25 protein-coding genes are annotated in these 25,703 nt (G+C 38.3%); 7 read left to right on the forward strand and 18 right to left on the reverse strand.

The window, feature by feature from the left end; translation table 11 throughout:
• Position 1: 1 nt before the first annotated feature.
• From frdD to frdA, 4 genes are read right to left on the reverse strand one after another with little or no spacing between them, the layout of a single operon-like run.
• The gene (gene frdD / locus AAX18_RS01330) at positions 2–346 is read right to left on the reverse strand and encodes a fumarate reductase subunit FrdD (RefSeq protein ID WP_005628980.1); all 345 of its coding nucleotides are present in this window, start codon (positions 344–346) and stop codon (positions 2–4) included.
• A gap of 12 nt (positions 347–358) precedes the next feature.
• The gene (gene frdC / locus AAX18_RS01335) at positions 359–769 is read right to left on the reverse strand and encodes a fumarate reductase subunit FrdC (protein WP_005628979.1); all 411 of its coding nucleotides are present in this window, start codon (positions 767–769) and stop codon (positions 359–361) included.
• 10 nt (positions 770–779) lie between these two features.
• Positions 780–1,550: a succinate dehydrogenase/fumarate reductase iron-sulfur subunit gene (locus tag AAX18_RS01340; RefSeq protein ID WP_005628977.1), complete on the reverse strand. Its 771-nt coding sequence runs from the start codon at positions 1,548–1,550 to the stop codon at positions 780–782.
• Positions 1,543–3,342 (reverse strand): fumarate reductase (quinol) flavoprotein subunit, encoded by a 1,800-nt coding sequence (gene frdA, locus AAX18_RS01345; RefSeq protein ID WP_046952701.1) that lies wholly within the window; start codon positions 3,340–3,342, stop codon positions 1,543–1,545. Before frdA ends, AAX18_RS01340 begins: the two co-directional genes overlap by 8 nt.
• Before the next feature lie 215 nt (positions 3,343–3,557).
• Here frdA and epmA point away from each other — a divergent pair, with 215 nt between their 5' ends.
• Positions 3,558–4,529 (forward strand): elongation factor P--(R)-beta-lysine ligase, encoded by a 972-nt coding sequence (epmA, locus tag AAX18_RS01350; RefSeq protein WP_005628973.1) that lies wholly within the window; start codon positions 3,558–3,560, stop codon positions 4,527–4,529.
• Between the two features lie 39 nt (positions 4,530–4,568).
• Here epmA and cpxA read toward each other — a convergent pair whose 3' ends face one another.
• The 4 genes from cpxA to yejK all read right to left on the reverse strand — a co-directional run bounded on the left by cpxA (position 4,569) and on the right by yejK (position 8,215).
• Positions 4,569–5,960: an envelope stress sensor histidine kinase CpxA gene (gene cpxA / locus AAX18_RS01355; RefSeq protein ID WP_046952702.1), complete on the reverse strand. Its 1,392-nt coding sequence runs from the start codon at positions 5,958–5,960 to the stop codon at positions 4,569–4,571.
• Between the two features lie 4 nt (positions 5,961–5,964).
• Positions 5,965–6,663: a response regulator gene (locus AAX18_RS01360; RefSeq protein WP_046952703.1), complete on the reverse strand. Its 699-nt coding sequence runs from the start codon at positions 6,661–6,663 to the stop codon at positions 5,965–5,967.
• Between the two features lie 57 nt (positions 6,664–6,720).
• Complete coding sequence (gene bamE, locus AAX18_RS01365) at positions 6,721–7,134, reverse strand: outer membrane protein assembly factor BamE (RefSeq protein ID WP_005625994.1); 414 nt, start codon at positions 7,132–7,134, stop codon at positions 6,721–6,723.
• 64 nt (positions 7,135–7,198) lie between these two features.
• Complete coding sequence (yejK, locus tag AAX18_RS01370; RefSeq protein WP_046952704.1) at positions 7,199–8,215, reverse strand: nucleoid-associated protein YejK; 1,017 nt, start codon at positions 8,213–8,215, stop codon at positions 7,199–7,201.
• A gap of 128 nt (positions 8,216–8,343) precedes the next feature.
• On the opposite strand from yejK, the gene AAX18_RS01375 reads away from it, so the two are divergent.
• The 6 genes from AAX18_RS01375 (at position 8,344) to acrB (ending at position 16,596) form a co-directional block, all read left to right on the forward strand.
• Entirely contained in the window at positions 8,344–8,562 is a 219-nt protein-coding gene (locus tag AAX18_RS01375) for a YejL family protein (protein ID WP_005637371.1), read from the forward strand.
• 1 nt (position 8,563) lies between these two features.
• Complete coding sequence (locus tag AAX18_RS01380) at positions 8,564–10,321, forward strand: DUF3413 domain-containing protein (protein ID WP_046952705.1); 1,758 nt, start codon at positions 8,564–8,566, stop codon at positions 10,319–10,321.
• Positions 10,322–10,518: 197 nt separating this feature from the next.
• Positions 10,519–11,511 (forward strand): amidohydrolase family protein, encoded by a 993-nt coding sequence (locus AAX18_RS01385; protein ID WP_005631292.1) that lies wholly within the window; start codon positions 10,519–10,521, stop codon positions 11,509–11,511.
• A 195-nt stretch (positions 11,512–11,706) separates the two neighbouring features.
• Positions 11,707–12,270: an efflux transporter AcrAB transcriptional repressor AcrR gene (acrR, locus tag AAX18_RS01390; protein ID WP_046952706.1), complete on the forward strand. Its 564-nt coding sequence runs from the start codon at positions 11,707–11,709 to the stop codon at positions 12,268–12,270.
• A gap of 31 nt (positions 12,271–12,301) precedes the next feature.
• Positions 12,302–13,498: a multidrug efflux RND transporter periplasmic adaptor subunit AcrA gene (gene acrA / locus AAX18_RS01395; RefSeq protein ID WP_046952707.1), complete on the forward strand. Its 1,197-nt coding sequence runs from the start codon at positions 12,302–12,304 to the stop codon at positions 13,496–13,498.
• Positions 13,499–13,515: 17 nt separating this feature from the next.
• Positions 13,516–16,596: a multidrug efflux RND transporter permease subunit AcrB gene (gene acrB / locus AAX18_RS01400; protein WP_046952708.1), complete on the forward strand. Its 3,081-nt coding sequence runs from the start codon at positions 13,516–13,518 to the stop codon at positions 16,594–16,596.
• Positions 16,597–16,663: 67 nt separating this feature from the next.
• Here the strand turns inward: acrB and adk are convergent, their stop codons facing one another.
• The 10 genes from adk to AAX18_RS01450 all read right to left on the reverse strand — a co-directional run bounded on the left by adk (position 16,664) and on the right by AAX18_RS01450 (position 25,693).
• Positions 16,664–17,308 carry an adenylate kinase gene (adk, locus tag AAX18_RS01405; RefSeq protein ID WP_005625977.1) on the reverse strand — a complete coding sequence of 215 codons (645 nt, stop codon included), beginning with the start codon at positions 17,306–17,308 and terminating at the stop codon, positions 16,664–16,666.
• An 84-nt stretch (positions 17,309–17,392) separates the two neighbouring features.
• Complete coding sequence (locus tag AAX18_RS01410; protein WP_080948078.1) at positions 17,393–18,670, reverse strand: MFS transporter; 1,278 nt, start codon at positions 18,668–18,670, stop codon at positions 17,393–17,395.
• Between the two features lie 139 nt (positions 18,671–18,809).
• On the reverse strand, positions 18,810–19,826 hold the full coding sequence (gene galE / locus AAX18_RS01415; RefSeq protein WP_046952710.1) for a UDP-glucose 4-epimerase GalE: 1,017 nt from the start codon (positions 19,824–19,826) through the stop codon (positions 18,810–18,812).
• A 43-nt stretch (positions 19,827–19,869) separates the two neighbouring features.
• The gene (gene rhlB, locus AAX18_RS01420) at positions 19,870–21,117 is read right to left on the reverse strand and encodes an ATP-dependent RNA helicase RhlB (RefSeq protein ID WP_046952711.1); all 1,248 of its coding nucleotides are present in this window, start codon (positions 21,115–21,117) and stop codon (positions 19,870–19,872) included.
• A 116-nt stretch (positions 21,118–21,233) separates the two neighbouring features.
• Entirely contained in the window at positions 21,234–21,440 is a 207-nt protein-coding gene (gene yacG, locus AAX18_RS01425) for a DNA gyrase inhibitor YacG (RefSeq protein ID WP_005645697.1), read from the reverse strand.
• Positions 21,433–22,053 (reverse strand): dephospho-CoA kinase, encoded by a 621-nt coding sequence (coaE, locus tag AAX18_RS01430; RefSeq protein WP_046952712.1) that lies wholly within the window; start codon positions 22,051–22,053, stop codon positions 21,433–21,435. Before coaE ends, yacG begins: the two co-directional genes overlap by 8 nt.
• A 109-nt stretch (positions 22,054–22,162) precedes the next feature.
• Positions 22,163–22,459, reverse strand: a complete 297-nt coding sequence (locus tag AAX18_RS01435; protein WP_046952713.1) for a DUF1294 domain-containing protein — start codon at positions 22,457–22,459, stop codon at positions 22,163–22,165.
• Positions 22,456–23,721 (reverse strand): serine hydroxymethyltransferase, encoded by a 1,266-nt coding sequence (gene glyA / locus AAX18_RS01440; RefSeq protein WP_046952714.1) that lies wholly within the window; start codon positions 23,719–23,721, stop codon positions 22,456–22,458. The genes AAX18_RS01435 and glyA overlap by 4 nt, the downstream gene beginning before the upstream one ends.
• A gap of 115 nt (positions 23,722–23,836) precedes the next feature.
• A complete protein-coding gene (locus tag AAX18_RS01445) occupies positions 23,837–24,406 on the reverse strand; it encodes a hypothetical protein (RefSeq protein WP_046952715.1) in 570 nt (189 codons plus the stop codon).
• Positions 24,407–24,469: 63 nt separating this feature from the next.
• Complete coding sequence (locus AAX18_RS01450) at positions 24,470–25,693, reverse strand: DUF711 family protein (protein WP_046952716.1); 1,224 nt, start codon at positions 25,691–25,693, stop codon at positions 24,470–24,472.
• Positions 25,694–25,703 lie beyond the last annotated feature (10 nt).

Consider the following 25,703-nt stretch of genomic DNA (forward strand, 5'->3'; position numbering starts at 1 on the left):
ATTACAGGTTTATTACCGCAAATAATACCCAAACAGTATAAATTGTGGCTAAACCATAAAAGATAAATCCACCAGCTGGCACATGCACTTTAAGATCGTGCATACCGTGGTGAATACGGTGTAAACCACACCACATTGGGAAAATGGTTAAAACTAAGATAACTAATTTTCCGATCCAAGAATAAGCGAATGTAATTAAGTTATGTGGATCAATTAATCCGAATGGTAACAATAAACCAAGGATCAAGATTACCACAGGGAAGAAAATCGCACTGACAGTCCCGCCAGCACCAAACATCAACCATACTGGTGGTTCACCAGAGCGTTTTGGATTTTGTTCGACCATTTTTTTCTCTCCCTACATATAAACTAAAATTAATGCGATAACACTAATCACAGCTGTAACTGCCCAAAGTGCATTTCTTAACACGTGATGTGGTAAACGCTCATTTTTAACAATGATGTTCATCACTTTTGGGGTCATCACGAAATAAGTTGCAGTGTGATACAAAGTCGCAATTAATGTGATGATATTTAAGAACACCACAATTGGATTTCTTAAGAAGCCAATGAAATCAACAATACCTAAGCCAGGTACAGGATTGCTTGCAAGGCAAAGTACGCCATAAAGCAATACAATGCAGAACCATACAGCAAAGATAGAGGTTGCTTCGCGCACCATATATGCTTTGTAGAAATCCAATTTTTGCCACCAAGTAGCCGTCATTGAGCGAACATATTTTTTGCGTTTACTTACTGTTACTGACATATTCTTCCCCTTAGCCTTTTGGTTTTAGCATTGAGATAACATAATCTTTGGCACTTTCCACTTTGCCTTGGTTGATTGCTGAAGCTGGATCCACGTGTTTTGGACACACTTCAGAACAATAACCCACAAAAGTACAGCTCCAAACACCGTTTTTACCATTTAATAATGGCATACGTTGTGCTTTACCATGGTCACGGTTATCAAGGTTGTAACGGTGCGCCATTGTAATTGCTGCAGGGCCTAAGAATTCAGGGTTTAAACCAAATTGCGGACAAGCGGCATAGCATAAGCCACAGTTGATACACATTGAGAATTGACGATATTTTTCAAGCTGTGCTGGGGTTTGTTTAGTACGGCTTACTTGCAATTCTTTCGATGGATGTGGTTTACCATCTAATGCTGGCGCTTCGTTGCCAATAATGTAAGGTTTAATTGCTTCTAAACTTTCGATGAAGTGGCTTAAATCAACCACTAAGTCGCGTTCAATAGGGAAGTTTGCTAATGGTTCAATACGCATATAGCCGCTGTAATCACGTAAGAACGTTTTACAAGCCAATTTTGGTTTGTTATTGACCATCATCCCACAAGAACCGCAGATTGCCATACGGCAAGACCAACGATAAGAAAGAGACGGTTCAAGTTTATCTTTAATGTAACCTAACGCATCTAAAAGAGAGGTTTGGTTATCATAAGGTACTTGATAAGAGCTTAAATGTGGCTCTTGATCGTTTTCTGGGTTGTAGCGTAATACTTCTACAGTCATTACCGGTGAATTAGCCATTTGCTTGCTCCTTAGCTTTCGCAGCCGCTTCTGCCGCTTCTGCTTCAGCACCATAAACACGTTTTGCTGGTTGAGATTTAGTGATTTTCACCGGACTGTATTCAATACGCGGTGCATCATCGCCATTGTAGTAAGCAAGGGTGTGTTTTAAATAATTCACATCATCACGTTCAGTGTAGTCTAAGCGTTGGTGTGCACCACGAGACTCTTTACGTTCAATTGCAGAGTTGGCAATAGATTGTGCCACATCAAGGATGTAACCTAATTCTACAGTGTAAAGCACATCGGTATTGAATACGCTTGAACGGTCTGCAACACGAATACGTTTATAACGTTCTTTAAGCTCAGCAATTTTATCTACTGCTTTTTGCATGCTTTCTTGGTCACGGTAGATACCACAACCTTCTTCCATCACAGTACCCATTTCGTCACGGATTTCAGACCAAGACTCATTACCTTCTTGGTTATAAAGTGCTTCAAGGCGAGCCACAACATCTTGAGCTTGTGCATCAACTGCTGCACGGTTTGCAGGTTGTGCTTCTGCTGCACGTTGTGCTGCATATTCACCTGCAACACGGCCTAAAACCACTAATTCTGCAAGCGAGTTAGAACCTAAACGGTTTGCGCCATGTAAACCAGAAGACGCACATTCACCCACAGCAAATAAACCTTTAATGCGAGTTTCGCTGTTGAAATCCACTTCGATACCCCCCATGGTGTAGTGAACAACCGGGCGAACTGGAATTGGTTCATTAACTGGGTTTACACCTTCATAAGCACTTGCTAATTCACAAATGAATGGAAGACGTTCATGTAAATATTTTTCACCTAAGTGACGTAAGTCAAGGTGAACCACATCACCACCTTTTGCAGTTTTTAAGGTGTTGCCTTTTTTCCATTCTTGCCAGAATGCTTGTGAAACTTTATCACGTGGACCAAGTTCCATATATTTGTTTTCAGGTTTACCGATTGGGGTTTCAGGGCCTAGACCATAATCTTGTAAATAACGGTAGCCGTTTTTATTCACTAAGATACCGCCTTCACCACGACAACCTTCAGTCATTAAGATACCGGTGTTTGGTAAGCCGGTTGGGTGATATTGGACGAATTCCATATCACGAAGAGGAACACCGTGACGATATGCCATTGATAAACCATCACCAGTTACGATACCGCCGTTGGTGTTGAATTTAAATGCACGACAACCACCACCAGTTGCAATTACAACCGCATTTGCGTTGATTTGAACAAGTGAGCCTTCCATCATATTCATCGCAACCATACCGCGAGCATGACCATCATCAACTAAGATGTCTAAAACGAAGTGCTCGTCAAAGCGTTGAATTTGTGGATATTGAATGGATGTTTGGAAAAGAGTATGTAATAAGTGGAAACCAGTTTTATCTGCCGCGAACCAAGTACGCTCGATTTTCATCCCACCGAAACGACGCACGTTCACATCGCCATCTGCTTTACGGCTCCAAGGGCAACCCCAACGTTCAAGTTGAGTCATTTCCACTGGAGAATGTTCAACGAAGTATTCCACCACATCTTGTTCACATAACCAGTCACCACCGGCAACGGTATCGTGGAAGTGTTTATCGTAGGAATCTTCCTCTTTAATTACTGCGGCCGCACCACCTTCTGCTGCAACCGTATGGCTACGCATAGGATAAACCTTAGAAACTAATGCGATCTTTAAGTTAGGGTTTGCTTCTGCTGCTGCAATTGCTGCACGTAAACCGCCGCCACCAGCGCCAACAATCGCAATATCGACATTAACTGTTTGCACGATATCCTCCAATAAATGTAGAAAGTAAAAAATAGAAATCACCCTAAAAGGGTAATCTAGTGAGTTCATTCTGCCATTTTTTGTTACAAATTAATAACGTTTTTTATGCAGGGTAAGAGGAAAAGGATGATTTTGTGATCTACCTCAAAAAAGCTTAGATTGAGTTGAGAAGGGCTCTCGTTTACAATGATGTAAATTTAAAAATGGGAATAAAAATGACCGCACTTACTCATTGGCAACCTTCTGCCGATATAAAAAGTCTGCTTAAACGTGCAAAAATTATTGCTGAAATTCGTCAATTTTTTACAGAGCGAGGCTTGCTTGAAGTTGAAACGCCTGTTCTAAGTGAATTTGGCGTCACTGATTTGCACCTTTCCACATTCAGCACAGAATTTATTGCGCCTTTTGGTGAACAATCCAAAACACTTTGGCTTTCTACAAGCCCTGAATATCATATGAAACGCTTGCTTGCTGCAGGCAGTGGACCGATATTCCAAATCAGCAAAGTATTCCGTAATGAAGAGGCTGGTAATCGCCACAATCCAGAATTTACCATGTTGGAATGGTATCGACCGCACTTTAGTATGCATCGTTTAATTAATGAAGTAGATGATTTACTCCAACAAATTTTAGATTGCCCACCTGCAGAAAGTTTAAGCTACCAATTTGTTTTTCAAGAATATGTAGGTCTAGATCCCTTATCAGCAGAACGTTCAGAATTAATCGAAGCGGCGCGTAAACATAACTTTATGGCTGAAGATGATGAAGAGCGCGATACTTTATTACAGTTCTTATTTAGTGAAGTCGTTGAACCTCAAATAGGAAAAGAGAGACCTGTTGCGGTTTATCATTTCCCTTCAACACAAGCTGCCCTAGCACAAGTGAGCCCAGAAGATCAGCGGGTTGCAGAACGCTTTGAGTTTTATTACAAAGGGTTAGAACTGGCAAATGGTTTCCATGAATTGACAGATGCACGAGAACAAAGACATCGTTTTGAATTGGATAATCAACAAAGAAAGAAACATGGATTACCTACTCGAGACATTGACGAACGTTTTCTGGCTGCATTAGAAGCTGGCTTACCAAACGCATCTGGCGTCGCGCTGGGAGTCGATCGCCTAATTATGGTTGCGTTAGGTTGTGAGAAAATTAATGAAGTGATTTCTTTTGCCGTAGATAATGCCTAGACGAAAAGTGCGGTAAAAAATCTACCGCACTTTTGATTTTTAGTGACTGATCCATAATGGCAATTGTATAGTGACAGCAAGTCCACCCATTGGACTTTTTTCCGCCCAAACTTTACCCTGATGTTCTTTAATAACATTAGATACAATCGCTAATCCTAATCCTGTGCCGCCAGTCGTTCTAGTTCGTGTTTCATCCACACGATAAAACGGTTTGAAGATTTTTTCAAATTCATCTGGATGGACTCCAGATCCGTTGTCATCTATACGGATTCTGAGAAATTCTTCTTGTATAAAAATATGAAGTTCGATCTTATCCTTGGTGTATTTGAGTGCATTTGTCACGATATTTTCAACCGCACTTTCCAGCAATCTAAAATTGCCGTTAAGTTGTAATTTATTTTTAGGTAAACGAATATTTGTGAGAAACGTTATACCTCGTTGTTCAGCTTCAAATAATGCATCTTTTATACTCTCCGTCCAAAGTGCTTCAACATGAAAGATCTCTCGTTCAACTTGGCTGTTCATCTTTTGACGAGAGAGCAAGAGTAATTCGCTAATCATTTTGTCCATTCGCCCTATTTCTTTCTCAATACGTTTTATACTATCTGTTTCACCATATTGGTGGCGAATAAGCGCTGTAGCTAATTGTAAACGTGTAAGTGGTGTTTTAAGCTCATGTGAAATAGATGAAAGTAAAGATTGTTGATTGGAGATAAGATTATCAATCGCTATTGACATTCTATTAAAACTTCTCCCGACTTGTCGGAGTTCAAGAGGGCCCGATAAAGATAGGTTATTGTCAATTTTAAAGTTCCCCAGGGCAACGGAATTTGCAGCTTCTTGTAAACGAGATATTGGGTTGACAATAGTTTTTGTGAACCACCAGAGTAATGGTGTAGTAATTAGTAAAATTAAGAAAGCAGTCACTGCTGGGTTATCAAATAAATAATTTAAAATTTCTTGTTGTGGATTTATATGGTTGATGAAAAATAAAGCATATTCATCAGATTTATCACTAAGATAAATTTGGAAGGGGCCTATAATTTCCAAGTCACCGAATATTTTACGCTTAGGATGAGAAAAATCATCAGATACAATGGTAAAGGATAAAATCGCATTATGTTCTTCTGGTAATTCACCTAATATATTTTTAGTCTGTAAATTGACTAAAACAGGGCGAGATGGATTATATTTATCTGTTGGCAAGACTGGCGCTTTGGCAAGTAGATCGCTAAGTTGTTTATTTCGTATTGTATCCATAATCTTTTTTTGATAGCTGATCACTTCCGATTCTTTTAAAGGGGTATAAATACGAAGATCGAAGTAAGGTATTATAACAACAAGTGTCATCATGAAAAAAAACGCTATCCAAAAAATTGAAAATGTACGTATAGCTAATTGATTGATATTAAAGATTCTAGAGAGTCTCATTATTCTAGGGAACTAAAAGATATCCTCGTCCACGTAATGTTCTAAACCAAGGTAGATCATTTTCTCGGAGAGGAAGTTTTTTACGAATATTTGACATATGCATGTCAACAGAACGATCAAAAGGAGCAAGTGGTTTCCCTAATGCTTTTTCACTGAGTTCTTCTTTAGTAGCAATACCATTTGGAGATTGAGTTAGTTGATAAAATAGTAAAAATTCAGAGCTAGTTAAATTTAAATCTTGTCCTTGGTAAATAGCTCGTTGAGCAATAGGGTGTAATTCAATACCACGAAAATGTGTTACCAGCTCTTCATTTTCATCTGATTCTATGCTTTCTGTTTTAACAAGTATGCTACGACGTAAAATAGCTTTTATTCTAGCAATAAGTTCACGGTCATTAAATGGCTTGGGTAAATAATCATCAGCGCCTAATTCTAAACCGAGTATACGATCAAGGTCATCTCCTCTTGCAGTAAGCATCATCACTGGTACATTAGAGACTTTACGAATTTCTTTTAATGTCTCAAAACCACTTAGCTTAGGCATCATGACATCAAGCAAAACCAACTCGTGGCTTTCATTCAGTTTTTGTAATGCCTCTAATCCATTATTTGCTGTTTGAACATCAAACCCTTCTAACGCTAAAAGGGACGAAAGTAATTCCGTCAATTCAACATCGTCATCAACGAGCAAGAGCTTCGACATGGGCACAGTCCTTTTTATCAAACTTCTGTGTTTATACTGTCACTATATATGTACAGCTTATTTCCAGAATTTCCACCAGCTTGATTTTTGTTTCTCACCAGTTTGAATAATGGTGTTGTTCTCGCCTTGTTGCGAAACTTCTGGCAAAGGTTTATCAAGATTGGTTTCAGTCACAATACCACGTTGATCAAATTTTACAGTGAAAGTGTGTTGAACAGGTGTTTCATAAGCACGTTGTTGTAAGAACACATAGTACCAAGTCTGACTATTATAAGGATCAATTAATACAGGCGTACCCAACAAATATTGTACTTGTTGAGCTGTCATGCCTTCTTTAACTTGAGCAACGGTAGTCGCTTCTAAATAGTTGCCTTGTGGCACATCAATTCGATATACAACTTTTTCAACGGTCGAACAAGAAACGACGCTTAATGCTAAGAAGGTTGCGCCTAAAAGTGTTTTAACTTGCATTTTCTTTACCTTATTTGTGCAAAAGTACTGTTAAATAATACCCAAGTTTGAGCATATTTCCAAATTAATTCTCTGATTTTAAAGCCTTTTGTAATTGATCTTTTAAATTTGGTGGCAAACCTTTGATTGTAAGCGTATCCGTCATCGGTTCCCATTGAATTCGAGTATTTAATAAATCAGCATCGAAACTAATACTCACCCCCTTTCCTGAACCAGTGAATTTCGTTAGGGATTTTAAAGTTGAACGTACTGGCGGAATGCTATCTTCCAAGCCATAGTTTTGTTCTTCCGCAAAAGTAACAAAAGGCTGTTCATTTAGAGTGGGTAAGGAATCAGAAAGTTCCTGCAATTCAATTTCATCACCGCCAGCAAGTTGAGCTTTGCAATATTCAAACACTTGTTTTTTCACCGCTTGAGTTTGCTCTTTGTTGAGTTCACCTTGATCACAATAATCACTCACAGCTTGCAATAAACATTGATTTTGAACTTGTGGATTTAATCCTTCTTCGGCACCTAAAAAATCCATGAAAAAATCACTAATTTTTCGACCAACTCGGCCTCTTATGAAAGTTAAATAACGATTAGAGTTTGCATTCACCTGCAAATCCGTCAAATTCACTCTTGCCGCAATATCAAACTGAGTTATATCAAGATATTCTGTACGACGAATCTCTAAATGCTCATCAACTAACATGCTATGACGACTATCAAGCAATGCAATAAACAAATAATCTGTCGCTAAGAAATTATATTGACATAAAATCAAAGTACCACTTTCTGCAAAGTTATATTTACCTAACTCATCTGCAAGCAATTTTGTTGAATATTGACTAAAACCTAAAAACTCAATTTCTTGTTCTAATAAACGATTTAAATGTTGTGCAAAGATAGACTTTTCCTGAAATACGCCAAAAGCCTTCGATTTATTTTGATAGCCTTGATGAAGTTGCAACATCATTTGTTCTACTTCTGGCGTAATGGACAGCAACTCATCGCGTAATACACTTTCCATTTTTATGATGTCGCCATCCACATTTTTGACTAACTGATGCAAAACAATTTGATTAACGGTAATACTCATTTTTGTCACCTTTGAAAAATTTGTCGCAAATTATAACCGCACTTTTTAAGCAAGAAAAAAGAAATTATTTAGGTTCTACCAAATAATCGGGTATCATAAGCTAAATTTTTTGTTTTATTTTTAATATTATGGCTCAACATTCTAAATATTCTGATGCTCAATTAAGTGCGATTGTAAACGATATGATCGCAGTGCTAGAAAAGCATAAAGCCCCTGTAGATCTCTCCTTAATCGCACTTGGGAACATGGCAAGTAATTTATTAACCACCAGTGTGCCACAAACTCAACGCGAAGCATTAGCTCAAGCGTTTTCTAATTCCTTAATTAATGCGGTAAAAGCACGTTAATATGAAATGGATTAAAAAAGGCACCTTCAGCGGCAAACAATACCGCGATGACGTTTCACGAAAAATTTCGTGGGGCCATTGGTTTGCCTTTTTTAATATTATTGTTGCTATTCTTATTGGAACTCGTTATGCCTTTATCATTGACTGGCCAGATACTCTAGCAGGAAAACTTTATTTCTTTGTGAGTTTGCTCGGGCATTTCAGTTTCAACGTTTTTGCGTTGTACTTACTCGTGGTCTTTCCACTGAGTTTCATTGTTAAAAATCACCGCACTTTTCGCGGATTAACCGTGATATTTTCCACGATTTGTACAACCTTATTATTATTTGATACAGCCGTTTTCAATCGTTTTAATCTGCATTTATCCTCTGTTGTATGGAATTTGCTGGTCAATCCAGAAAATGGTGAAATGTCACGCGATTGGCAAATATTCTTTGCACCAATGCCAATAATTTTACTGGCACAAATGTTATTTTCTCGCTGGAGTTGGGAAAAATTACGTAGTCTTGAACGCCAAAAATGGCTAAAAGGCACCGGTATATTCTTAACCACAACGTTCATTGCGACGCATTTAATTTATGCTTGGGCAGATGCTTATTTGTATCGTCCTATCACCATGCAACGCTCTAATTTCCCTTTATCTTATCCAATGACAGCTCGTTCTTTTTTAGAAAAACACGGTTTCTTGGATGGAGAAGAATATACGCAAAAATTGGCGCAAGAAGGTCGTTTAGATGCCTTAAAAATTGATTATCCGAAAAAAGAACTCACTTACGCACCAATTACGCACAAACCTAATATTCTGATCGTAACGGTTTCAGGTTTACGCCATGATGCGATTTCTAATGAAAAGATGCCAAAACTTGCTGAATTTGCAACAAGTTCAACGGAATTCACTAATCATTACAGCACAGGCAATAGTAATAATGCAGGCTTGATTGGGTTATTTTACGGGCTAAATGCAAATTACACCGATAGCATTTTAAGCAATCATACCCAATCTGTTTTAATCGAAAAATTACGTGCTGAAAATTATCAATTGGGTTTATTTTCTGCTACGAATTTCAAAGATAGCGTCTTCCGCCAAGCATTATTTCGTGAAATAAAACTTTCATCGAATAAAACCAACAAACCAAATAATGAAAGTGCGGTAAAAAATCTCAATGATTTTATTAAAGTGCAAAAAACAGACTCACCTTGGTTTGCTTATTTGGATTTAGCCTTGGAAGCTAAAAACCCATCAGATTATAACCGCACTTTGCAGGATATTGATTCTCTTTTAGCAAAAGCGTTAGAAAGTACACCGCTTGAAAATGCATTAGTCATCATCACGTCAGAGCATGGTTTAAGCTTTAGTGAAATGAATGAAAAAGAGCGAGAAAACTACTTTGGGCGCGATAAAATTCAAGTGCCATTGCTTGTGTATTGGAAAGATTTACCCGTAGGCAAACAGAATGGATTAAGCAATCATGCAGATATTTTCTCGGCATTAATGCAAACAGTGTTCAGCGTAGAAAACCCGTTGATGGATTATAGTCAGGGACGTAATCTCTTTGATCTTAAAGGGGATGACTGGGTGCTTGCCTCTAATTTTCACTGGAATGTGGTGATTCAACCTGATGGAACGCAATACCATATTGATCGCAAAGGTAATTACAAAAAATTTGATAAAGATTATATCGAGCAATCTTCAGACAGACCGCCACTTGGGATCTTCTTAGAAGCCTTCCAATTACAAAATTTCTTCTTTGAAAAATAATCTGTAAGGGCATAAAAGAATAGATTTTTTGCCCTTAAGCCTTTATACTCACGTCTCAGTTTAAGACTGAAAAATGTTATTAATGAAAATCCGTGAGTTTTTCATAACATTATCATAATGCTTCTCGTCGTACTTACAGTACCTTTCAATTAATATACATTCTCGTCTTTTTATCCTTTCTTTTTTACGGAGTTTGTATGAAAAGCCACGTTCGTAGTTTTAAAACCTATATTCGAGATGAAATTATCAAAAAAGGCGGATGGGTAAATGCCCATGCACATGCTGACCGCGCTTTTACGATGACGCCAGAGAAAATTGGGATTTATCATAGTAGTAATTTGCAACAAAAATGGGATTTAGTGGATGAAGTAAAACGCACTTCCAGTGTTGATGATTATTACGCACGTTTTTGCCAATCTATTGAATTAATGATATCCCAAGGAGTAACCGCATTTGGTACTTTTGTCGATATAGACCCAATTTGTGAAGATCGTGCAATTATTGCCGCCCACAAAGCCCGCGAAGTGTATAAACATGACATTATTTTGAAATTTGCCAATCAAACTTTAAAAGGGGTAATCGAACCCACTGCGCGTAAATGGTTTGATATTGGTGCAGAAATGGTAGATATGATTGGCGGGTTACCATATCGTGATGAATTGGATTATGGACGCGGCCTAGAGGCGATGGATATTTTGTTAGATAAGGCCAAATCTCTTGGGATTATGTGTCATGTACATGTAGACCAATTCAATAATCCAAGTGAAAAAGAAACTGAGCAACTTTGCGACAAAACCATTGAACACGGAATGGAGGGGCGAGTTGTGGGTATCCACGGTATTTCCATTGGCTCACATTCAAAAGAATATCGCTACAAACTTTACGAAAAAATGCGTAAAGCCAAAATGATGATGATAGCCTGTCCGATGGCCTGGATTGACAGTAATCGCAAAGAAGATCTTATGCCATTCCATAATGCACTCACGCCAGCTGATGAAATGATCCCCGAAGGTATCACTGTTGCCCTAGGCACAGATAATATTTGTGATTACATGGTTCCTCTATGTGAAGGCGATTTATGGCAAGAATTAAGCCTATTGGCTGCAGGTTGCCGTTTCCCACACTTGGATGAAATGGTCAACATCGCAAGTATTAACGGTCGTAAAGTGTTAGGACTAGAGCCAATTTAACTTTTTATTCTCACTAATCAAAAGTGCGGTCAAAATGGGCAACATTTAAAAGTTGATTACAAAATCTAGCTTTTAAATGTTGCCCATTTTGTTGTGCTTTTGTGTTTTTTAACTTGCCAAAAAACAAAAAATAAATAAAATGAACATTCATTCATTTTTGAGCAATTATTGCTCCTTATTTTACTCAAGGATCTTATGCGACAAGCTAAAACAGACTTAGCTGAACAAATTTTTTCAGCGACAGATCGTTTAATGGCAAAAGAAGGGTTGAATCAGCTGTCTATGCACAAACTTGCGAAAGAAGCGAATGTAGCCGCAGGAACGATTTACCTTTATTTCAAAAACAAAGATGAGTTGCTTGAACAATTTGCACACAGAGTGTTTTCAATGTTTATGGCAACACTTGAAAAAGATTTTGATGAATCTAAGCCTTTTTTCGAACAGTATCGACAAATGTGGAAAAACATTTGGTATTTCTTACAAGAAAGTCCCACCATTCTATCCAATTTAAAACAATATGAATCTTTGCCTAATTTCACGGAGATCTGTAAAAACGTTAAAAATAGTCGCTGGGATTTATTTTGTCATCAAGTACAAAAGGCTGGCTTATTAGCAGAATTATCTGAAGATATTCTATTTTTATTAAGTTTGAAAACGGCGATAAATTTAGCCTCTCATGCAAAATTTATCGATTTCGATCTTAAGCCTGAAATTTTAGAATCTGTGATTGAACGCTCTTGGCGTGCGATTCAGAAATAATTGTTGTTATTTTTATAACGGAGCTTTAAACATGAGTCAAACTCAACATCAAAGACCAAAACGCTCACATATTTTCTTTATGAAAATAATTTTAGTGGTATTTGTCTTAATTTTTGCCGGTGTCATCGGTTTTAATATGATAAAAGGCGTAATGATAAGCCGAGCAATTGCAGGAATGCCAGAACCTTCAAGCCCGGTGACTGCACTTGAAGTTCAACCGCGTGAATGGACGCCAGTTATCAACACAACAGGTCTTGTGCGTCCAAATCAGGGCGCGATGCTTAGTACACAAAATGCAGGTACAATTTCTCAAGTACTTGTGCAAAATGGCCAACAAGTTAAAAAAGGCGATTTACTCATTGAACTCGACAGTTCAGTAGAACATGCTAGCCTTCAAGCTGCACAAGCACAACTCCCAGCTCTTCGTCAAACTTATCAACGTTATGCGAATTTATTGAAAAGCAATGCCGTTTCACGACAAGAAATAGATAACGCAAAAGCGGCTTATGACGCTCAACTAGCCAATATTGAATCTTTAAAAGCAGCAATTGAGCGCCGTAAAATTGTTGCGCCATTTGATGGCAAAGCAGGTATTGTGAAAGTAAACGTTGGTCAATATGTGAATGTTGGAACAGAAATTGTGCGTGTAGAAGATACTAGCTCAATGAAAGTGGATTTTGCCCTTTCACAAAATGATTTAGATAAATTGCATATCGGTCAACGCGTCACAGCGACAACAGATGCTCGCTTGGGCGAAACATTTTCAGCTCGAATCACGGCTATTGAACCAGCCATTAATTCATCAACAGGTTTAGTTGATGTTCAAGCTACATTTGATCCTGAAGATGGACGTAAATTGCTTTCAGGTATGTTCTCTCGCTTACGCATTGCGCTTCCAACAGAAACAAATCAAGTCGTCGTGCCACAAGTAGCCATTAGCTACAATATGTATGGTGAAATTGCTTACTTACTCACACCATTATCTGATGAAGATAAAGAGAAAATGGCTGAGAATAAAAAATTAGATCGTTTATATCGAGCAAAACAAATCACTGTATTTACTAAAGATCGCCAAGGCATTTATTCTCAATTACAAGGTAATGAGGTAAAACCTGGTAATAAAATTATCACTGGTGGTCAACAAGGTATCGGCAATGGCAGTCTTGTAGAATGGATTGAAAAAGACATTGTAGGTGCAACAGAACCAGTAAATAAAACTAACCTTTAATTAACTAGGAAATACGAATGAAATTTACCGACATATTTATTCGTCGTCCTGTTTTAGCGATTTCAATTAGCTTACTTATTATTATTTTAGGTTTGCAAGCTATTTCGAAATTGGCAGTGCGTGAATACCCTAAAATGACCACCACGGTAATTACGGTAACAACCGCCTACCCTGGTGCTGATGCAAATCTAATTCAAGCATTTGTTACTTCTACATTAGAAGAATCTATCGCCCAAGCGGATAACATTGACTATATGTCATCCAGCAGTGCGCCAAATGCATCGACTATTACAGTCAAAATGAAACTGAATACCGATCCTGCTGGTGCGCTTGCTGATGTATTGGCCAAAGTAAATGCTGTACGTTCTAAATTACCAAGTGGAATTGAAGCACCAACCGTGGCCTCTTCATCTGGAGGCACGGGGATTATGTATATAAGTTTCCGTTCCAACAAACTCGACTCAAGTCAAGTTACGGACTACATTAATCGCGTAGTCAAACCTCAATTCTTTACGATTGAAGGCGTGGCCGAAGTACAAGTATTTGGTGCAGCTGAATATGCATTACGTATTTGGTTAGATCCACAAAAAATGGCGTCACAAAATCTTTCTGCGCCAACAGTGATGTCTGCCCTTTCTGCAAATAATGTACAAACTGCAGCTGGTAATGATAACGGCTACTATGTCACTTACCGCAACAAAGTTGAAACAACGACCAAATCGGTTGAGCAATTAGGTAACTTAATTGTTGCTTCTCGTGGCGATGATTTAGTACGCCTACGCGATATTGCAACCATTGAATTAAACAAAGAAAGCGATAATTCTCGTGCAACTGCAAACGGTGCAGATTCTGTCGTATTAGGCATCAATCCAACTTCATCAGCTAACCCATTAACCGTTGCAGAAAAAATCCGACCGCTCTTTGAAAGTATTAAAAAGCAACTACCGGATAGCATGGAAACTGACATTCTTTATGACCGCACTATTGCGATTAATAGTTCAATCCATGAAGTAATTAAAACTATTGTGGAAGCAACTGTTATTGTATTAGTGGTTATCTTGATGTTTATCGGATCGCTTCGCGCAATTTTAATTCCAGTTCTAACCATTCCGATTTCTTTGATCGGTGTTTTAATGATGCTACAAAGTTTAGATTTTTCTATTAACTTAATGACATTATTAGCACTTATTCTTGCTATCGGTTTAGTCGTAGATGATGCGATTGTAGTATTAGAAAACGTGGATCGCCATATTAAAGAAGGGGAAACACCATTCCGAGCAGCAATTATTGGTACTCGTGAAATTGCCGTGCCTGTAATTTCTATGACTATCGCATTGATCGCGGTTTACTCACCAATGGCTTTAATGGGTGGCATTACAGGCACGTTGTTTAAAGAGTTTGCTTTAACTCTAGCTGGTGCGGTATTTATTTCTGGTATCGTGGCATTAACGTTATCGCCAATGATGAGTAGTAAATTACTTAAATCCAACGCTAAACCAACATGGATGGAAGAACGCGTAGAACATACCTTAGGTAAAGTAAATCGTATTTACGAATACATGCTTGATCTCGTTATGCTCAATCGTAAATCAATGCTGGCTTTTGCGGTGGTGATTTTCTCAACACTCCCATTTTTGTTTAATTCACTTTCTAGTGAATTAACGCCAAATGAAGATAAAGGTGCATTTATTGCCATTGGTAACGCGCCATCTAGCGTGAATGTGGATTACATTCAAAATGCAATGCAACCATACATGAAAAATGTAATGGAAACACCTGAAGTCTCTTTTGGGATGAGTATTGCTGGCGCGCCAAATTCTAATGGTTCGTTAAATATCATCACATTGAAAGATTGGAAAGAACGCTCACGCAAGCAATCTGCCATAATGAATGAAATCAATGCAAAAGCGAAATCAATTCCAGAAGTCTCCGTATCTGCATTTAACTTTCCTGAAATTGATACAGGGGAACAAGGCCCTCCAATCGCTATTGTGTTGAAAACTGCTCAAGATTATAAATCTTTGGCAAATACCGCAGAGAAATTCCTAAGTGCGATGAAAGCCTCTGGCAAATTTATTTATACAAATTTAGATTTGACCTATGACACGGCGCAAATGACAATTTCAGTAGATAAAGAGAAAGCTGGTACTTACGGTATCACGATGCAACAAATTAGTAATACTTTAGGTAGTTTCTTATCTGGAGCAACAATTACGCGAGTCGATGTAGATGGACGTGCCTATAAGGTCATTTCACAAGTAAAACGTGACGACCGTTTATCGCCTGAAGCATTCAAAAACTATTACTTAACGGCAAGTAATGGGCAATCTGTGCCATTAAGCAGTTTAATCACGATGAAGCTAGAAACACAACCAACTTCATTATCACGCTTTAGCCAATTAAACTCAGCACAGATTAGCGCCGTTCCAATGCCTGGTTCATCAACGGGTGATGCAGTTTCATGGCTACAACAACATGCGACTGATAACTTACCGCAAGGCTATACGTTTGATTTTAAATCCGAAGCACGTCAATTAGTCCAAGAAGGTAACGCATTAGCCGTCACTTTTGCATTGGCTGTTATCATCATATTCTTGGTACTTGCCATTCAGTTTGAATCTATACGTGACCCAATGGTAATTATGATCTCCGTACCATTAGCGGTGAGTGGTGCATTAGTGAGCTTAAATATTTTATCCTTCTTTGGCATCTCGGGAACAACATTAAATATCTATTCTCAAGTTGGGTTAATTACTCTCGTAGGATTAATCACCAAGCACGGTATCTTAATGTGTGAAGTGGCAAAAGAAGAGCAGCTAAACCATGGTAAAACTCGAATTGAGGCAATCACTCATGCAGCCAAAGTACGTTTACGCCCAATTCTAATGACAACTGCGGCAATGGTCGCTGGCTTAATTCCATTACTCTATGCAACAGGTGCGGGAGCAGTATCTCGCTTTAGTATGGGGATAGTGATTGTAGCGGGATTATCCATTGGTACTATTTTCACCTTGTTCGTATTGCCTGTGGTATATAGCTATGTCGCAACCGAACACAAACCATTACCGGTTTTTGATGAAAATAAAACAACCCACTAATTAAAACATAGAAAAAACAAACCGCACTTAGGTCACCCAAAGTGCGGTTTATTTTTTTAGATTATTTTTAGCCTAAGATTTTATCTAACTCTTGGCTAACTTCTTCTACTTTTTTTGTACCATCTAAACGGAAATATTGAGTATTCCCCGCTTTCGCTTCTGCTTGGTAATAATCAATTAATGGGCTGGTTTGTTTATGATATACGGCTAAACGATCTAACACAGTTTCTGGTTTATCGTCCGCACGAATAATTAAATCTTCACCTGTCACATCATCTTTACCTTCCACTTTTGGTGGATTATAAACTATATGGTAAGAACGACCAGACGCTTGGTGTACGCGACGACCACTCATACGTTCAACAATCACTTCGTCTGGCACATCGAATTCTAAAACAAAGTCAATTTTAACACCTGAATCTTTTAGAGCATCCGCTTGTGGAATAGTACGAGGGAAACCATCTAACAAGAAACCATTTGCGCAGTCAGGTTGAGCAATACGATCTTTTACAAGGGCAACGGTTAATTCATCTGGTACTAATTTACCTTCATCCATTAATGCTTTAGCTTGTTTGCCAAGTTCAGTCCCCGCTTTGATTGCAGCACGGAACATATCGCCTGTTGAAATTTGTGGGATACCAAATTTGTTCATAATAAATTGCGCTTGAGTGCCTTTACCTGCGCCTGGTGCACCTAAAAGAATAATTTTCATAAAAAATCTCCATTAATAAAAAACGTGATTAAGATACTGATAAAGCATAGTGCGGTCAAATTTTTTATAATTTTTACCGCACTTTTATAGTGAATTAGCCGTATTATTTTCTTGATTCCAAGGCGCTACCCAAAATAAACAAAGCATGCCTGGAATCGCTAAAAATAAACAAAACCAGAAATACTGATAATACCCCACAGCTCCTACAACATAACCAGAAAGCATACCTAAAACTTTACTTGGCAAAGCTGAAAGGCTCGTAAAAAGTGCAAGCTGTGTTGCGGTATAAAGAGGATTACTCTCGCGCGCCATAAAAGCCACAAAAGCTGCGGTGCCAAGTCCAACGCCGATATATTCTGCCGCAATCACAACACCTAGTTTCCATAACTCGGCTGATGTAATAACATCAAAATGACCGAAAGCAGCCAACCAAATAAACCCACCAATTGTCACCATCTGTACAACCCCAAATAGCCACAATGCACGGTTAATACCCAGTTTTAGCATGATCACACCACCAGCAAGCCCAGATAAAATGCTTGACCAAAGTGCGGTACTTTTTACAACAATGGCTATATCCTCTTTGCTAAACCCCATATCATAAATAAATTTGGTTTGTAGCGTTGTAGCAAAAGAATCCCCGAACTTATACAAAAACAAAAACAGTAAAAAACCGATAGCCTGAATAACGCCCTTACGCTGGAAAAATTCTTGTAATGGAATCCAAAATGCTTGATAGAACGGCTGACTAGTTTGCTCCATGTCTATTTTTGGCTCTTTTGCTAAAAACAACGTCATGAAGATGCCCGCTAACATACAAAGTGCGGTCCATAAAAATACGGTTTCCCACGGATAAATCGCCGCCAAATATAGCGATAATCCACCGGGAATTAATCCCGCAATTCGATAAGCATTAATATGAATAGTGTTTCCCAAACCTAATTCATGATCACTCAAAATTTCACGACGATACGCATCCAACACGATATCTTGTGTTGCTGAAAAAAAAGCGATAAGCAACGCAATATTTGCCACTGTGCTCAGTTGTGTGAGCGGATCAAACAGGCTAATGATGTAAAGTAAAATCAATAATGCCACTTGTGAAAGCAACATCCAGCTACGACGACGCCCTAAAAAACTCGGGAAATAACGATCCAATAATGGTGCCCACAAAAATTTTAACCCATAAGGCAACATCACACCGGTTACTGCACCAATAAGCTCAATTGAGAGATGTTTATCTGTCAGCCAAACAGGCAACATTTGCAATAACACAAATAATGGCAAACCAGAATTAAAACCTGTGAATACGCAAATCAACATCTTGCGTGTAAAAATTTGGGAAGAAAGGGAATTTGACATAAAGTGCGGTTAATTTGGGTTATATTTTAGAAACTTCGCCTTTCAATTAAAGGATAAGTGTAAAAATCAGGGGAATTTTTAATCACATCCCCCAATGTTTAGCGTTCTTCATAAAGAAGAAAACAAATATTAGAGAATATTAATCTCTGTACCCTTTTGGATTATTTTTCTGCCAGTTCCACGTATCTTGCATCATTTTTTCAAGACCACGTTCTGCCACCCAACCAAGCTCTTTTGCAGCTAAACTAGGATCTGAATAGCATGTCGCAATATCGCCAGGGCGGCGCTCTACAAGTTTATATGCAATGGTAATGTTGTTGGCTTTTTCAAAGGCTTTTACCATGTCTAATACAGAATAACCATGACCTGTACCGAGGTTATAAATATGTAAACCAGCATCATTTTCATGACGTTGAAGCGCTTTTAAATGCCCCACTGCCAAATCAACCACATGAATATAATCACGTACGCCAGTTCCATCATGAGTGTCGTAATCACTGCCAAATACAGAAAGTTGTGCTAATTTACCGATGGCAACTTGGCTGATATAAGGCAACAAATTATTTGGAATACCATTTGGATCTTCACCAATCAAGCCACTTTTATGCGCCCCAACCGGATTAAAATAACGCAAGATGGTCATGCTAAATTTTGGTTCCGCTTTTGCTGTATCGCGTAAAATCTGCTCAACCATATATTTAGATGTGCCATAAGGATTGGTTGTACCGCCGACTTCACAATCTTCTGTAATTGGAATAATTTTTGGATCACCGTAAACCGTTGCAGATGAGCTAAATACAAAGTTCCAAACACCCGCTTTTTTCATTTCTTGAATTAATACAAGGGTGCCAGCGACATTGTTCATGTAATATTCTGTCGGCTTTTGAACACTTTCCCCTACAGCTTTTAACCCTGCAAAGTGAATAACAGAGCTAATCTCATTTTCTAAAAAGATTTTTTGTAACAAAGCACGATCTAAAATATCACCTTCATAAAACTTTGCTTCTTTGCCCGTAATTTGTTTTACGCGCTCAAGGGATTTTGGCGATGAATTGCAAAGATTATCTAATACCACCACCTCTTTGCTAGCATTTAATAATTCTACAACTGTGTGAGAACCGATATAACCGGCGCCACCTGTCACTAAAATGGCCATAATGATTTCCTTATTAATTATTAAGACTAAAAAAATTATATCACTATTTTGTATGATAAGAACGATGTCTTGTATGCCCTTGCGCCGGAGCTACACGTTTTAACCGATACGGTTTCGGCAGTTCAAGCAAGGCTTCTGTTTCATATTGGCTCACTGGGATAGAATGGCCAATATATTCTTCAATTGCTGGTAAATTCATCACATATTCTTCGCAAGCAAAACTAATCGAAACGCCATTTTCCCCCGCTCGTCCAGTACGGCCGATTCGGTGAACATAATCTTCTCGATCATCGGGTAAATCATAATTGAAAACATGCGTCACATCAGAAATATGCAAGCCACGAGCAGCCACATCTGTTGCCACTAGAATATCTAAATCACCATCGGTAAATTGTTTTAATAACGATAAACGTTTTTTCTGTGCTACATCGCCAGTCAGTAAACCAACACGATGTCCATCAGCCGCCAAATAACCCCAAATTTCTTTACAACGATGTTTAGTATTCGCAAACACAATACAACGCTCAGGCCATTCATCTTCCATTAAGGTTAAGAGAAGTGCCATTTTATCCTGATTAGATGGATAAAAAAGTTCTTCTTTAATGCGATGACCAGTCTTTTGTTCTGGTTCAATTTCAATATATTCAGGGTCATTCATATCTTCAAATGCTAATTCTCGGACTTTATAAGAAAGCGTCGCTGAAAATAACATCGTTAAACGCGCTTGCGGAGCGGGGCATTTACGCAATAAATAACGAATATCACGGATAAACCCAAGATCGAACATTCGATCCGCTTCATCTAGCACGACAACTTGAATTTCATCTAAACTAATTACGCCTTGCTTCACATAATCAATGACTCGCCCAGTCGTACCAATCAAAATATCGACGCCACGCTCAATCGCTTGTAGTTGTTTATCATAACCATCGCCACCATAGGCAAGTGCGGTCTTTAATCCACTCGCTTTTACAAGAAATTCTGCGTCATTACTAATCTGCACCGCTAATTCTCGAGTAGGCGCTAAAATCAAAGCTCTTGGGTGAGGATATTCAAGATTAGGATCTTGGTGAGTTAAAAGATGGTGAAAAGTAGCCGTTAAAAAAGCCATTGTCTTTCCTGTACCAGTTTGAGCTTGTCCTGCGACATCTCGTCCATTTAAACTGATAGGCAAGGATAAAGCCTGAATTGGGGTACAAAAATCAAAGCCTTTTTTTGCCAAAGCATCTCGTACAATGGGGTGTAGAGGAAGATCGGAGAATCGTTGTTGGCTTAAATAATCTTGTTGCATAAAAATCACATTTTAGAATAATAAAATTACGTTTAGCATAGCATGCTTAGGGAAAATCCTCAAAAAAGGACCGCACTTATAAAAATTAACCGATAGGGTTTCCTATCGGTTAATCTCTATTTAATACTCCATTCGTCACTCACATTTGGATCCATAGCAAAATCTGCAGTATCACTTGGAATCGCTTTTTCTTCAGCCGCCCATTCGCCAAGATCGATTAACTGGCAACGTTTGCTACAAAAAGGGCGAAAAGTACTTTCATTTGTCCAAGGCACTGATTTTTGGCAAATCGGACAAGGTACTTCAATAATTTCGTCAGACATTTTTATTTTCCGCTTGTTGTAAATAAAACTGGTGTAATTCTAGCACCTTTTGTTGCAAGTGCGGTAAGTTTTGAGCCAGTTCAGCATCATTGTTAATCACATCATCCGCCCATTTCAAACGCTCTTGTTGAGAAACTTGATAATTCATAATTCGTTGAATTTGCTCAAAATTATTGTTATCTCGTTGAGCTGAACGAGCAAGTTGAGTTTGTGGACTCACATCCACCACCAAAATACGATCACAAAGTGTGGTCAATTTATTTTCTATTAATAAAGGGACGACAAATAATGTGTAAGGCGCAGTTTGTTCAGCTAATTGTTGTTTCATTCGTTCACGAATAGCGGGATGCAAAAGATTATTTAACCACAATTTATCTTCATCATGGCTAAACACTCGTTCTCGTAAAGCCGCACGATTAAGTTCACCTTGTTCCGTTAAAATTTGAGCTCCAAAATGTTCAACAATTTTAGACAATAAGGGGGAATCTTTCGCGACGACTTCTCTAGCAACCACATCCGCATCCACTAGAGGTACGCCAAGATCGGCAAATAAATTAGCAATCGTTGTTTTACCACTACCAATGCCACCAGTTAAGCCAACAATATAACTCATATGATTTCCCATAAAAAATTTTCAGTATTATACAAAATAACGATAGTAAAAATCAGTTCTCCAAGCACAATACCTCAGTGAGGCATAACAAATTAGTTTATCTACATTATCATGCTTTTACATATTGAAAAATAAAAGAAAAATATAACCATGGAAAAACAACAACCCAAAGAAATGCGCTAATGACAACAATAAATTTAAAACTAAAATGCAGCGTTTTATGACGAAAATGTTTCATAGCCAAATGTATTCCCATAAAACCACCTAAAAGGCTTAGAAGAAAAAACATTTTTTCAGGGATTCTCCACTCGTTACGTACGGCCCGAATTTTATCTCTCCACATAAAAAAATAAGCGGCGATATTTATCGCCGCTAACCATATAATCAACGAAAGAAAATAAATCATTTCGGATAAACTGGAAGACGTTTACAAATTGCTAATACTTTTTCTTTAGTTTCAGCAATCACTTGTTCTTCATTTTCTTTGCCTAAAGCATCTAAAACATCACACATCCAGCCAGCTAATTCACGCACATCATTTTCATTGAAACCACGGCGAGTCACAGATGGTGTACCTACACGGATACCTGAAGTAACAAATGGTTTTTGCGGATCGTTTGGTACAGCGTTTTTATTCACGGTAATATTTGCTTTACCTAATGCTGCATCTGCTGCTTTACCCGTTAATCCTTGTTTGATGAAACTTACTAAGAACAAGTGGTTTTCAGTACCATTTGACACAACGTCATAACCACGTTGTTTAAATACTTCAACCATCGCTTTTGCATTTCTCAACACATTTGCTTGGTATTCTTTATATTGAGGCTCTAATGCTTCTTTAAAGCAAACTGCTTTTGCCGCAATAATATGAACTAATGGACCACCTTGATTTGCAGGGAATACAGATGATTGTAATTTTTTGTAGATTTCTTCATCACCACAAGATGAAAGAATTAAACCGCCACGCGGACCGCCCAATGTTTTGTGAGTTGTTGTTGTAACAACATGTGCATGCGGCAGTGGATTTGGATATAAACCCGCTGCAATTAATCCTGCTACATGCGCCATATCCACAAATAAATATGCACCAACTTCATCTGCAATTTCACGCATTTTCGCCCAATCCACAACTTGTGAATAAGCTGAGAAACCAGCAACGATAAGTTTTGGTTTACATGCTAATGCTTTTTGACGAACATCTTCATAATCAATTAAGCCATCCGCAGTGATTCCATAAAGCACAGAGTTATAAATCTTGCCAGAGAAACTGACTTTTGCACCGTGAGTTAAGTGCCCACCGTGAGCCAAATCCATACCTAAAATAGTATCGCCCGCATTAATCAATGCACCATACACCGCAGTATTTGCTTGTGAACCAGAGTGCGGTTGAACATTCACGTAATCTGCACCAAATAATTCTTTCGCACGGTCAATTGCTAACTGCTCCACAATGTCAGCATACTCACAACCACCGTAATAACGTTTACCTGGATAGCCTTCAGCGTATTTATTAGTGAATTGTGAACCTTGAGCTTCCATCACGCGTGGACTCGCATAGTTTTCAGACGCGATAAGCTCAATATGCTCTTCTTGACGACGATTTTCGTCCTGAATGGCTTGCCATAGAACCAGATCGTAATCAGCGATGTTCATACTTTTTTTAAACATTGTGTTTTCCTCGTTGTTTGCATTATTTGTGTATAGTTTACCTGTTTCCAGGCAAAAACTTAACCAAAAATTTCGACCATATTTTTCATTATTACAATGAAAAACATTCATTTATCTAAATCGAGCCTTTTTCTTTCACTAATTTTTCAATTAATTTAACTTCTTTTGTTTTCTCACCTGCACCGAGTTTACGGCATTGGCTGGTTTCTTTCGTGTAAGTATTAAAATTTGTCATCCTTGTTGGACTTTTCATTTTAATCTTCATATCCAAATGATCACCACAACGATCACAAGGTGAAACAAATTCCTTCTCATAGTCTTTAAATTCTGGAACTTGCTCTATGATTTTCACGACTTGCGGTGAATGGGCGGTTTTAAATAGACGATCCGTAAAGTCATAACTTAACTTGTCATCATTCACCTGCCATTTAGCTTTAGCTTGCAATAAATAACGCATCCAGCCTTCTTTTGTATCAATCTGAGAGATACCACGCATCAGCACAGTTTGATCCGCTCGATAAGTGACATAATCAAAATGCTCAACAGGTAAAGGGGATTTGGCTGCAGGTTTTACATGGCAAATCCAATCGCCGACTAAGGCTTGTTCTTGTTCAGTTTGCTGATGAGCTACCGTACACCCTGAGAATAATACAGCAACAAGACCACCCAATATTAATTTTCTCATGAGATATTCCTTTTATTGACAGTAGAGATAACATTCATCAATACAAAGTAGGGAAATTTTCGTTTAATCAGGAATGTGTAAAAGGCGGCAGTTACATAAATCATCACTCTCAAATTCTGATATTTCACCTGCAACCTTATTCGGAATTGGAAATAAACGTACAGTGAGTGGTTTATTTAAGCGAAATGCCATCGTTCCCGTATCGCGCATAATAGCCGCTATGCTTTCTGCCTTAACATTTCCCGCCACAGGAACCGTGTCTAAACCGATACCACATACGGCGCTATAAGTCAGTAAAGCTCGAATATCAAAATAGTGTTTTTGTGTACCTTCGGCTAAACCTAAATCTTCTGTCACCGCCAACATTAATCCAGAAAACCCAACCAATGGCACACGTTGGATTGATTTAAACACTTTTGTCAGTAGCGCAGAAACCTCGACTGAACCAGCCGCACCAAAATAGGGTAATCCCATTAATTCATACACTTTTGTCATGGATGAACAATTTTTAGATGGTGCCGCCGAACTATCAATGCCTGCAAATTCAAATTCACCCGATAATTTGACCGCACTTAACACCCCTAATACTTGATCTACATGATATTGCAGGGCTTGCGACATAGCTTGATAGCAATCAGCATAAAATTGATTATGAGGCGATTTTGGCACAGATTTTAATACTTCGACTAATAAATCGGGTGTTTCGAACCCAATGACAAAACTATTTGGTAAATGGCTTAGATGATAACCGGCGGGGAAATAAGGAATAAATGGCTTGCAGTTAAAATTCACCGTAAAGTTAAAATTACCTTCGCCACGTGGTGTGATATTTGCAATTCGTTGTACGGCATAAACAGATTGCTCAATAAGTTCATTATCTAACACGCCATTTTCATCTAATGGTACATTGACACAAGCATTACACAAGTCGCCATAAGCCGCGATTAATTCTGGCAATAACGCAATTTCCTCTTTATTTCTCGCCGCGCCTATTGCAAATAGAAGACGGATTCCACTTTCATTAAATTTATTCAATAATTCCGTTAAATACTGCAAATCTGCTTTTGCTGTCTGCAAATTGGTTAAATCCAAATATTCACCAAAGGGATTGGTAATCACTCGAATCGATTGCAAGGTATAACCTGCTTTCTGTACAGCAGGTAATAACAAATCCACATCACGTTTCACCGAATAAAGTGCGTCTTCCCATTGCGTTTTATCTTTATGTAACGTTAGAAAAAAACTGATTGTGCGAAGACGACATAATTCCTTATTTTTATAATCCATTCGATCCCTT

This window comes from Haemophilus haemolyticus (assembly GCF_001008205.1).
Classification (GTDB): Bacteria; Pseudomonadota; Gammaproteobacteria; order Enterobacterales; family Pasteurellaceae; genus Haemophilus; species Haemophilus haemolyticus_Q.

Bases quoted from the DNA above. Each gene is read 5' to 3' on its own strand.
- frdD (WP_005628980.1), bottom strand. From the start codon at position 346: ATGGTCGAACAAAATCCAAAACGCTCTGGTGAACCACCAGTATGGTTG.
- frdC (WP_005628979.1), bottom strand. From the start codon at position 769: ATGTCAGTAACAGTAAGTAAACGCAAAAAATATGTTCGCTCAATGACG.
- AAX18_RS01340 (WP_005628977.1), bottom strand. From the start codon at position 1,550: ATGGCTAATTCACCGGTAATGACTGTAGAAGTATTACGCTACAACCCA.
- epmA (WP_005628973.1), top strand. From the start codon at position 3,558: ATGACCGCACTTACTCATTGGCAACCTTCTGCCGATATAAAAAGTCTG.
- cpxA (WP_046952702.1), bottom strand. From the start codon at position 5,960: ATGAGACTCTCTAGAATCTTTAATATCAATCAATTAGCTATACGTACA.
- AAX18_RS01360 (WP_046952703.1), bottom strand. From the start codon at position 6,663: ATGTCGAAGCTCTTGCTCGTTGATGACGATGTTGAATTGACGGAATTA.
- bamE (WP_005625994.1), bottom strand. From the start codon at position 7,134: ATGCAAGTTAAAACACTTTTAGGCGCAACCTTCTTAGCATTAAGCGTC.
- yejK (WP_046952704.1), bottom strand. From the start codon at position 8,215: ATGAGTATTACCGTTAATCAAATTGTTTTGCATCAGTTAGTCAAAAAT.
- AAX18_RS01375 (WP_005637371.1), top strand. From the start codon at position 8,344: ATGGCTCAACATTCTAAATATTCTGATGCTCAATTAAGTGCGATTGTA.
- AAX18_RS01380 (WP_046952705.1), top strand. From the start codon at position 8,564: ATGAAATGGATTAAAAAAGGCACCTTCAGCGGCAAACAATACCGCGAT.
- AAX18_RS01385 (WP_005631292.1), top strand. From the start codon at position 10,519: ATGAAAAGCCACGTTCGTAGTTTTAAAACCTATATTCGAGATGAAATT.
- acrR (WP_046952706.1), top strand. From the start codon at position 11,707: ATGCGACAAGCTAAAACAGACTTAGCTGAACAAATTTTTTCAGCGACA.
- acrA (WP_046952707.1), top strand. From the start codon at position 12,302: ATGAGTCAAACTCAACATCAAAGACCAAAACGCTCACATATTTTCTTT.
- acrB (WP_046952708.1), top strand. From the start codon at position 13,516: ATGAAATTTACCGACATATTTATTCGTCGTCCTGTTTTAGCGATTTCA.
- adk (WP_005625977.1), bottom strand. From the start codon at position 17,308: ATGAAAATTATTCTTTTAGGTGCACCAGGCGCAGGTAAAGGCACTCAA.
- AAX18_RS01410 (WP_080948078.1), bottom strand. From the start codon at position 18,670: ATGTCAAATTCCCTTTCTTCCCAAATTTTTACACGCAAGATGTTGATT.
- galE (WP_046952710.1), bottom strand. From the start codon at position 19,826: ATGGCCATTTTAGTGACAGGTGGCGCCGGTTATATCGGTTCTCACACA.
- rhlB (WP_046952711.1), bottom strand. From the start codon at position 21,117: ATGCAACAAGATTATTTAAGCCAACAACGATTCTCCGATCTTCCTCTA.
- yacG (WP_005645697.1), bottom strand. From the start codon at position 21,440: ATGTCTGACGAAATTATTGAAGTACCTTGTCCGATTTGCCAAAAATCA.
- coaE (WP_046952712.1), bottom strand. From the start codon at position 22,053: ATGAGTTATATTGTTGGCTTAACTGGTGGCATTGGTAGTGGTAAAACA.
- AAX18_RS01435 (WP_046952713.1), bottom strand. From the start codon at position 22,459: ATGATTTATTTTCTTTCGTTGATTATATGGTTAGCGGCGATAAATATC.
- glyA (WP_046952714.1), bottom strand. From the start codon at position 23,721: ATGTTTAAAAAAAGTATGAACATCGCTGATTACGATCTGGTTCTATGG.
- AAX18_RS01445 (WP_046952715.1), bottom strand. From the start codon at position 24,406: ATGAGAAAATTAATATTGGGTGGTCTTGTTGCTGTATTATTCTCAGGG.
- AAX18_RS01450 (WP_046952716.1), bottom strand. From the start codon at position 25,693: ATGGATTATAAAAATAAGGAATTATGTCGTCTTCGCACAATCAGTTTT.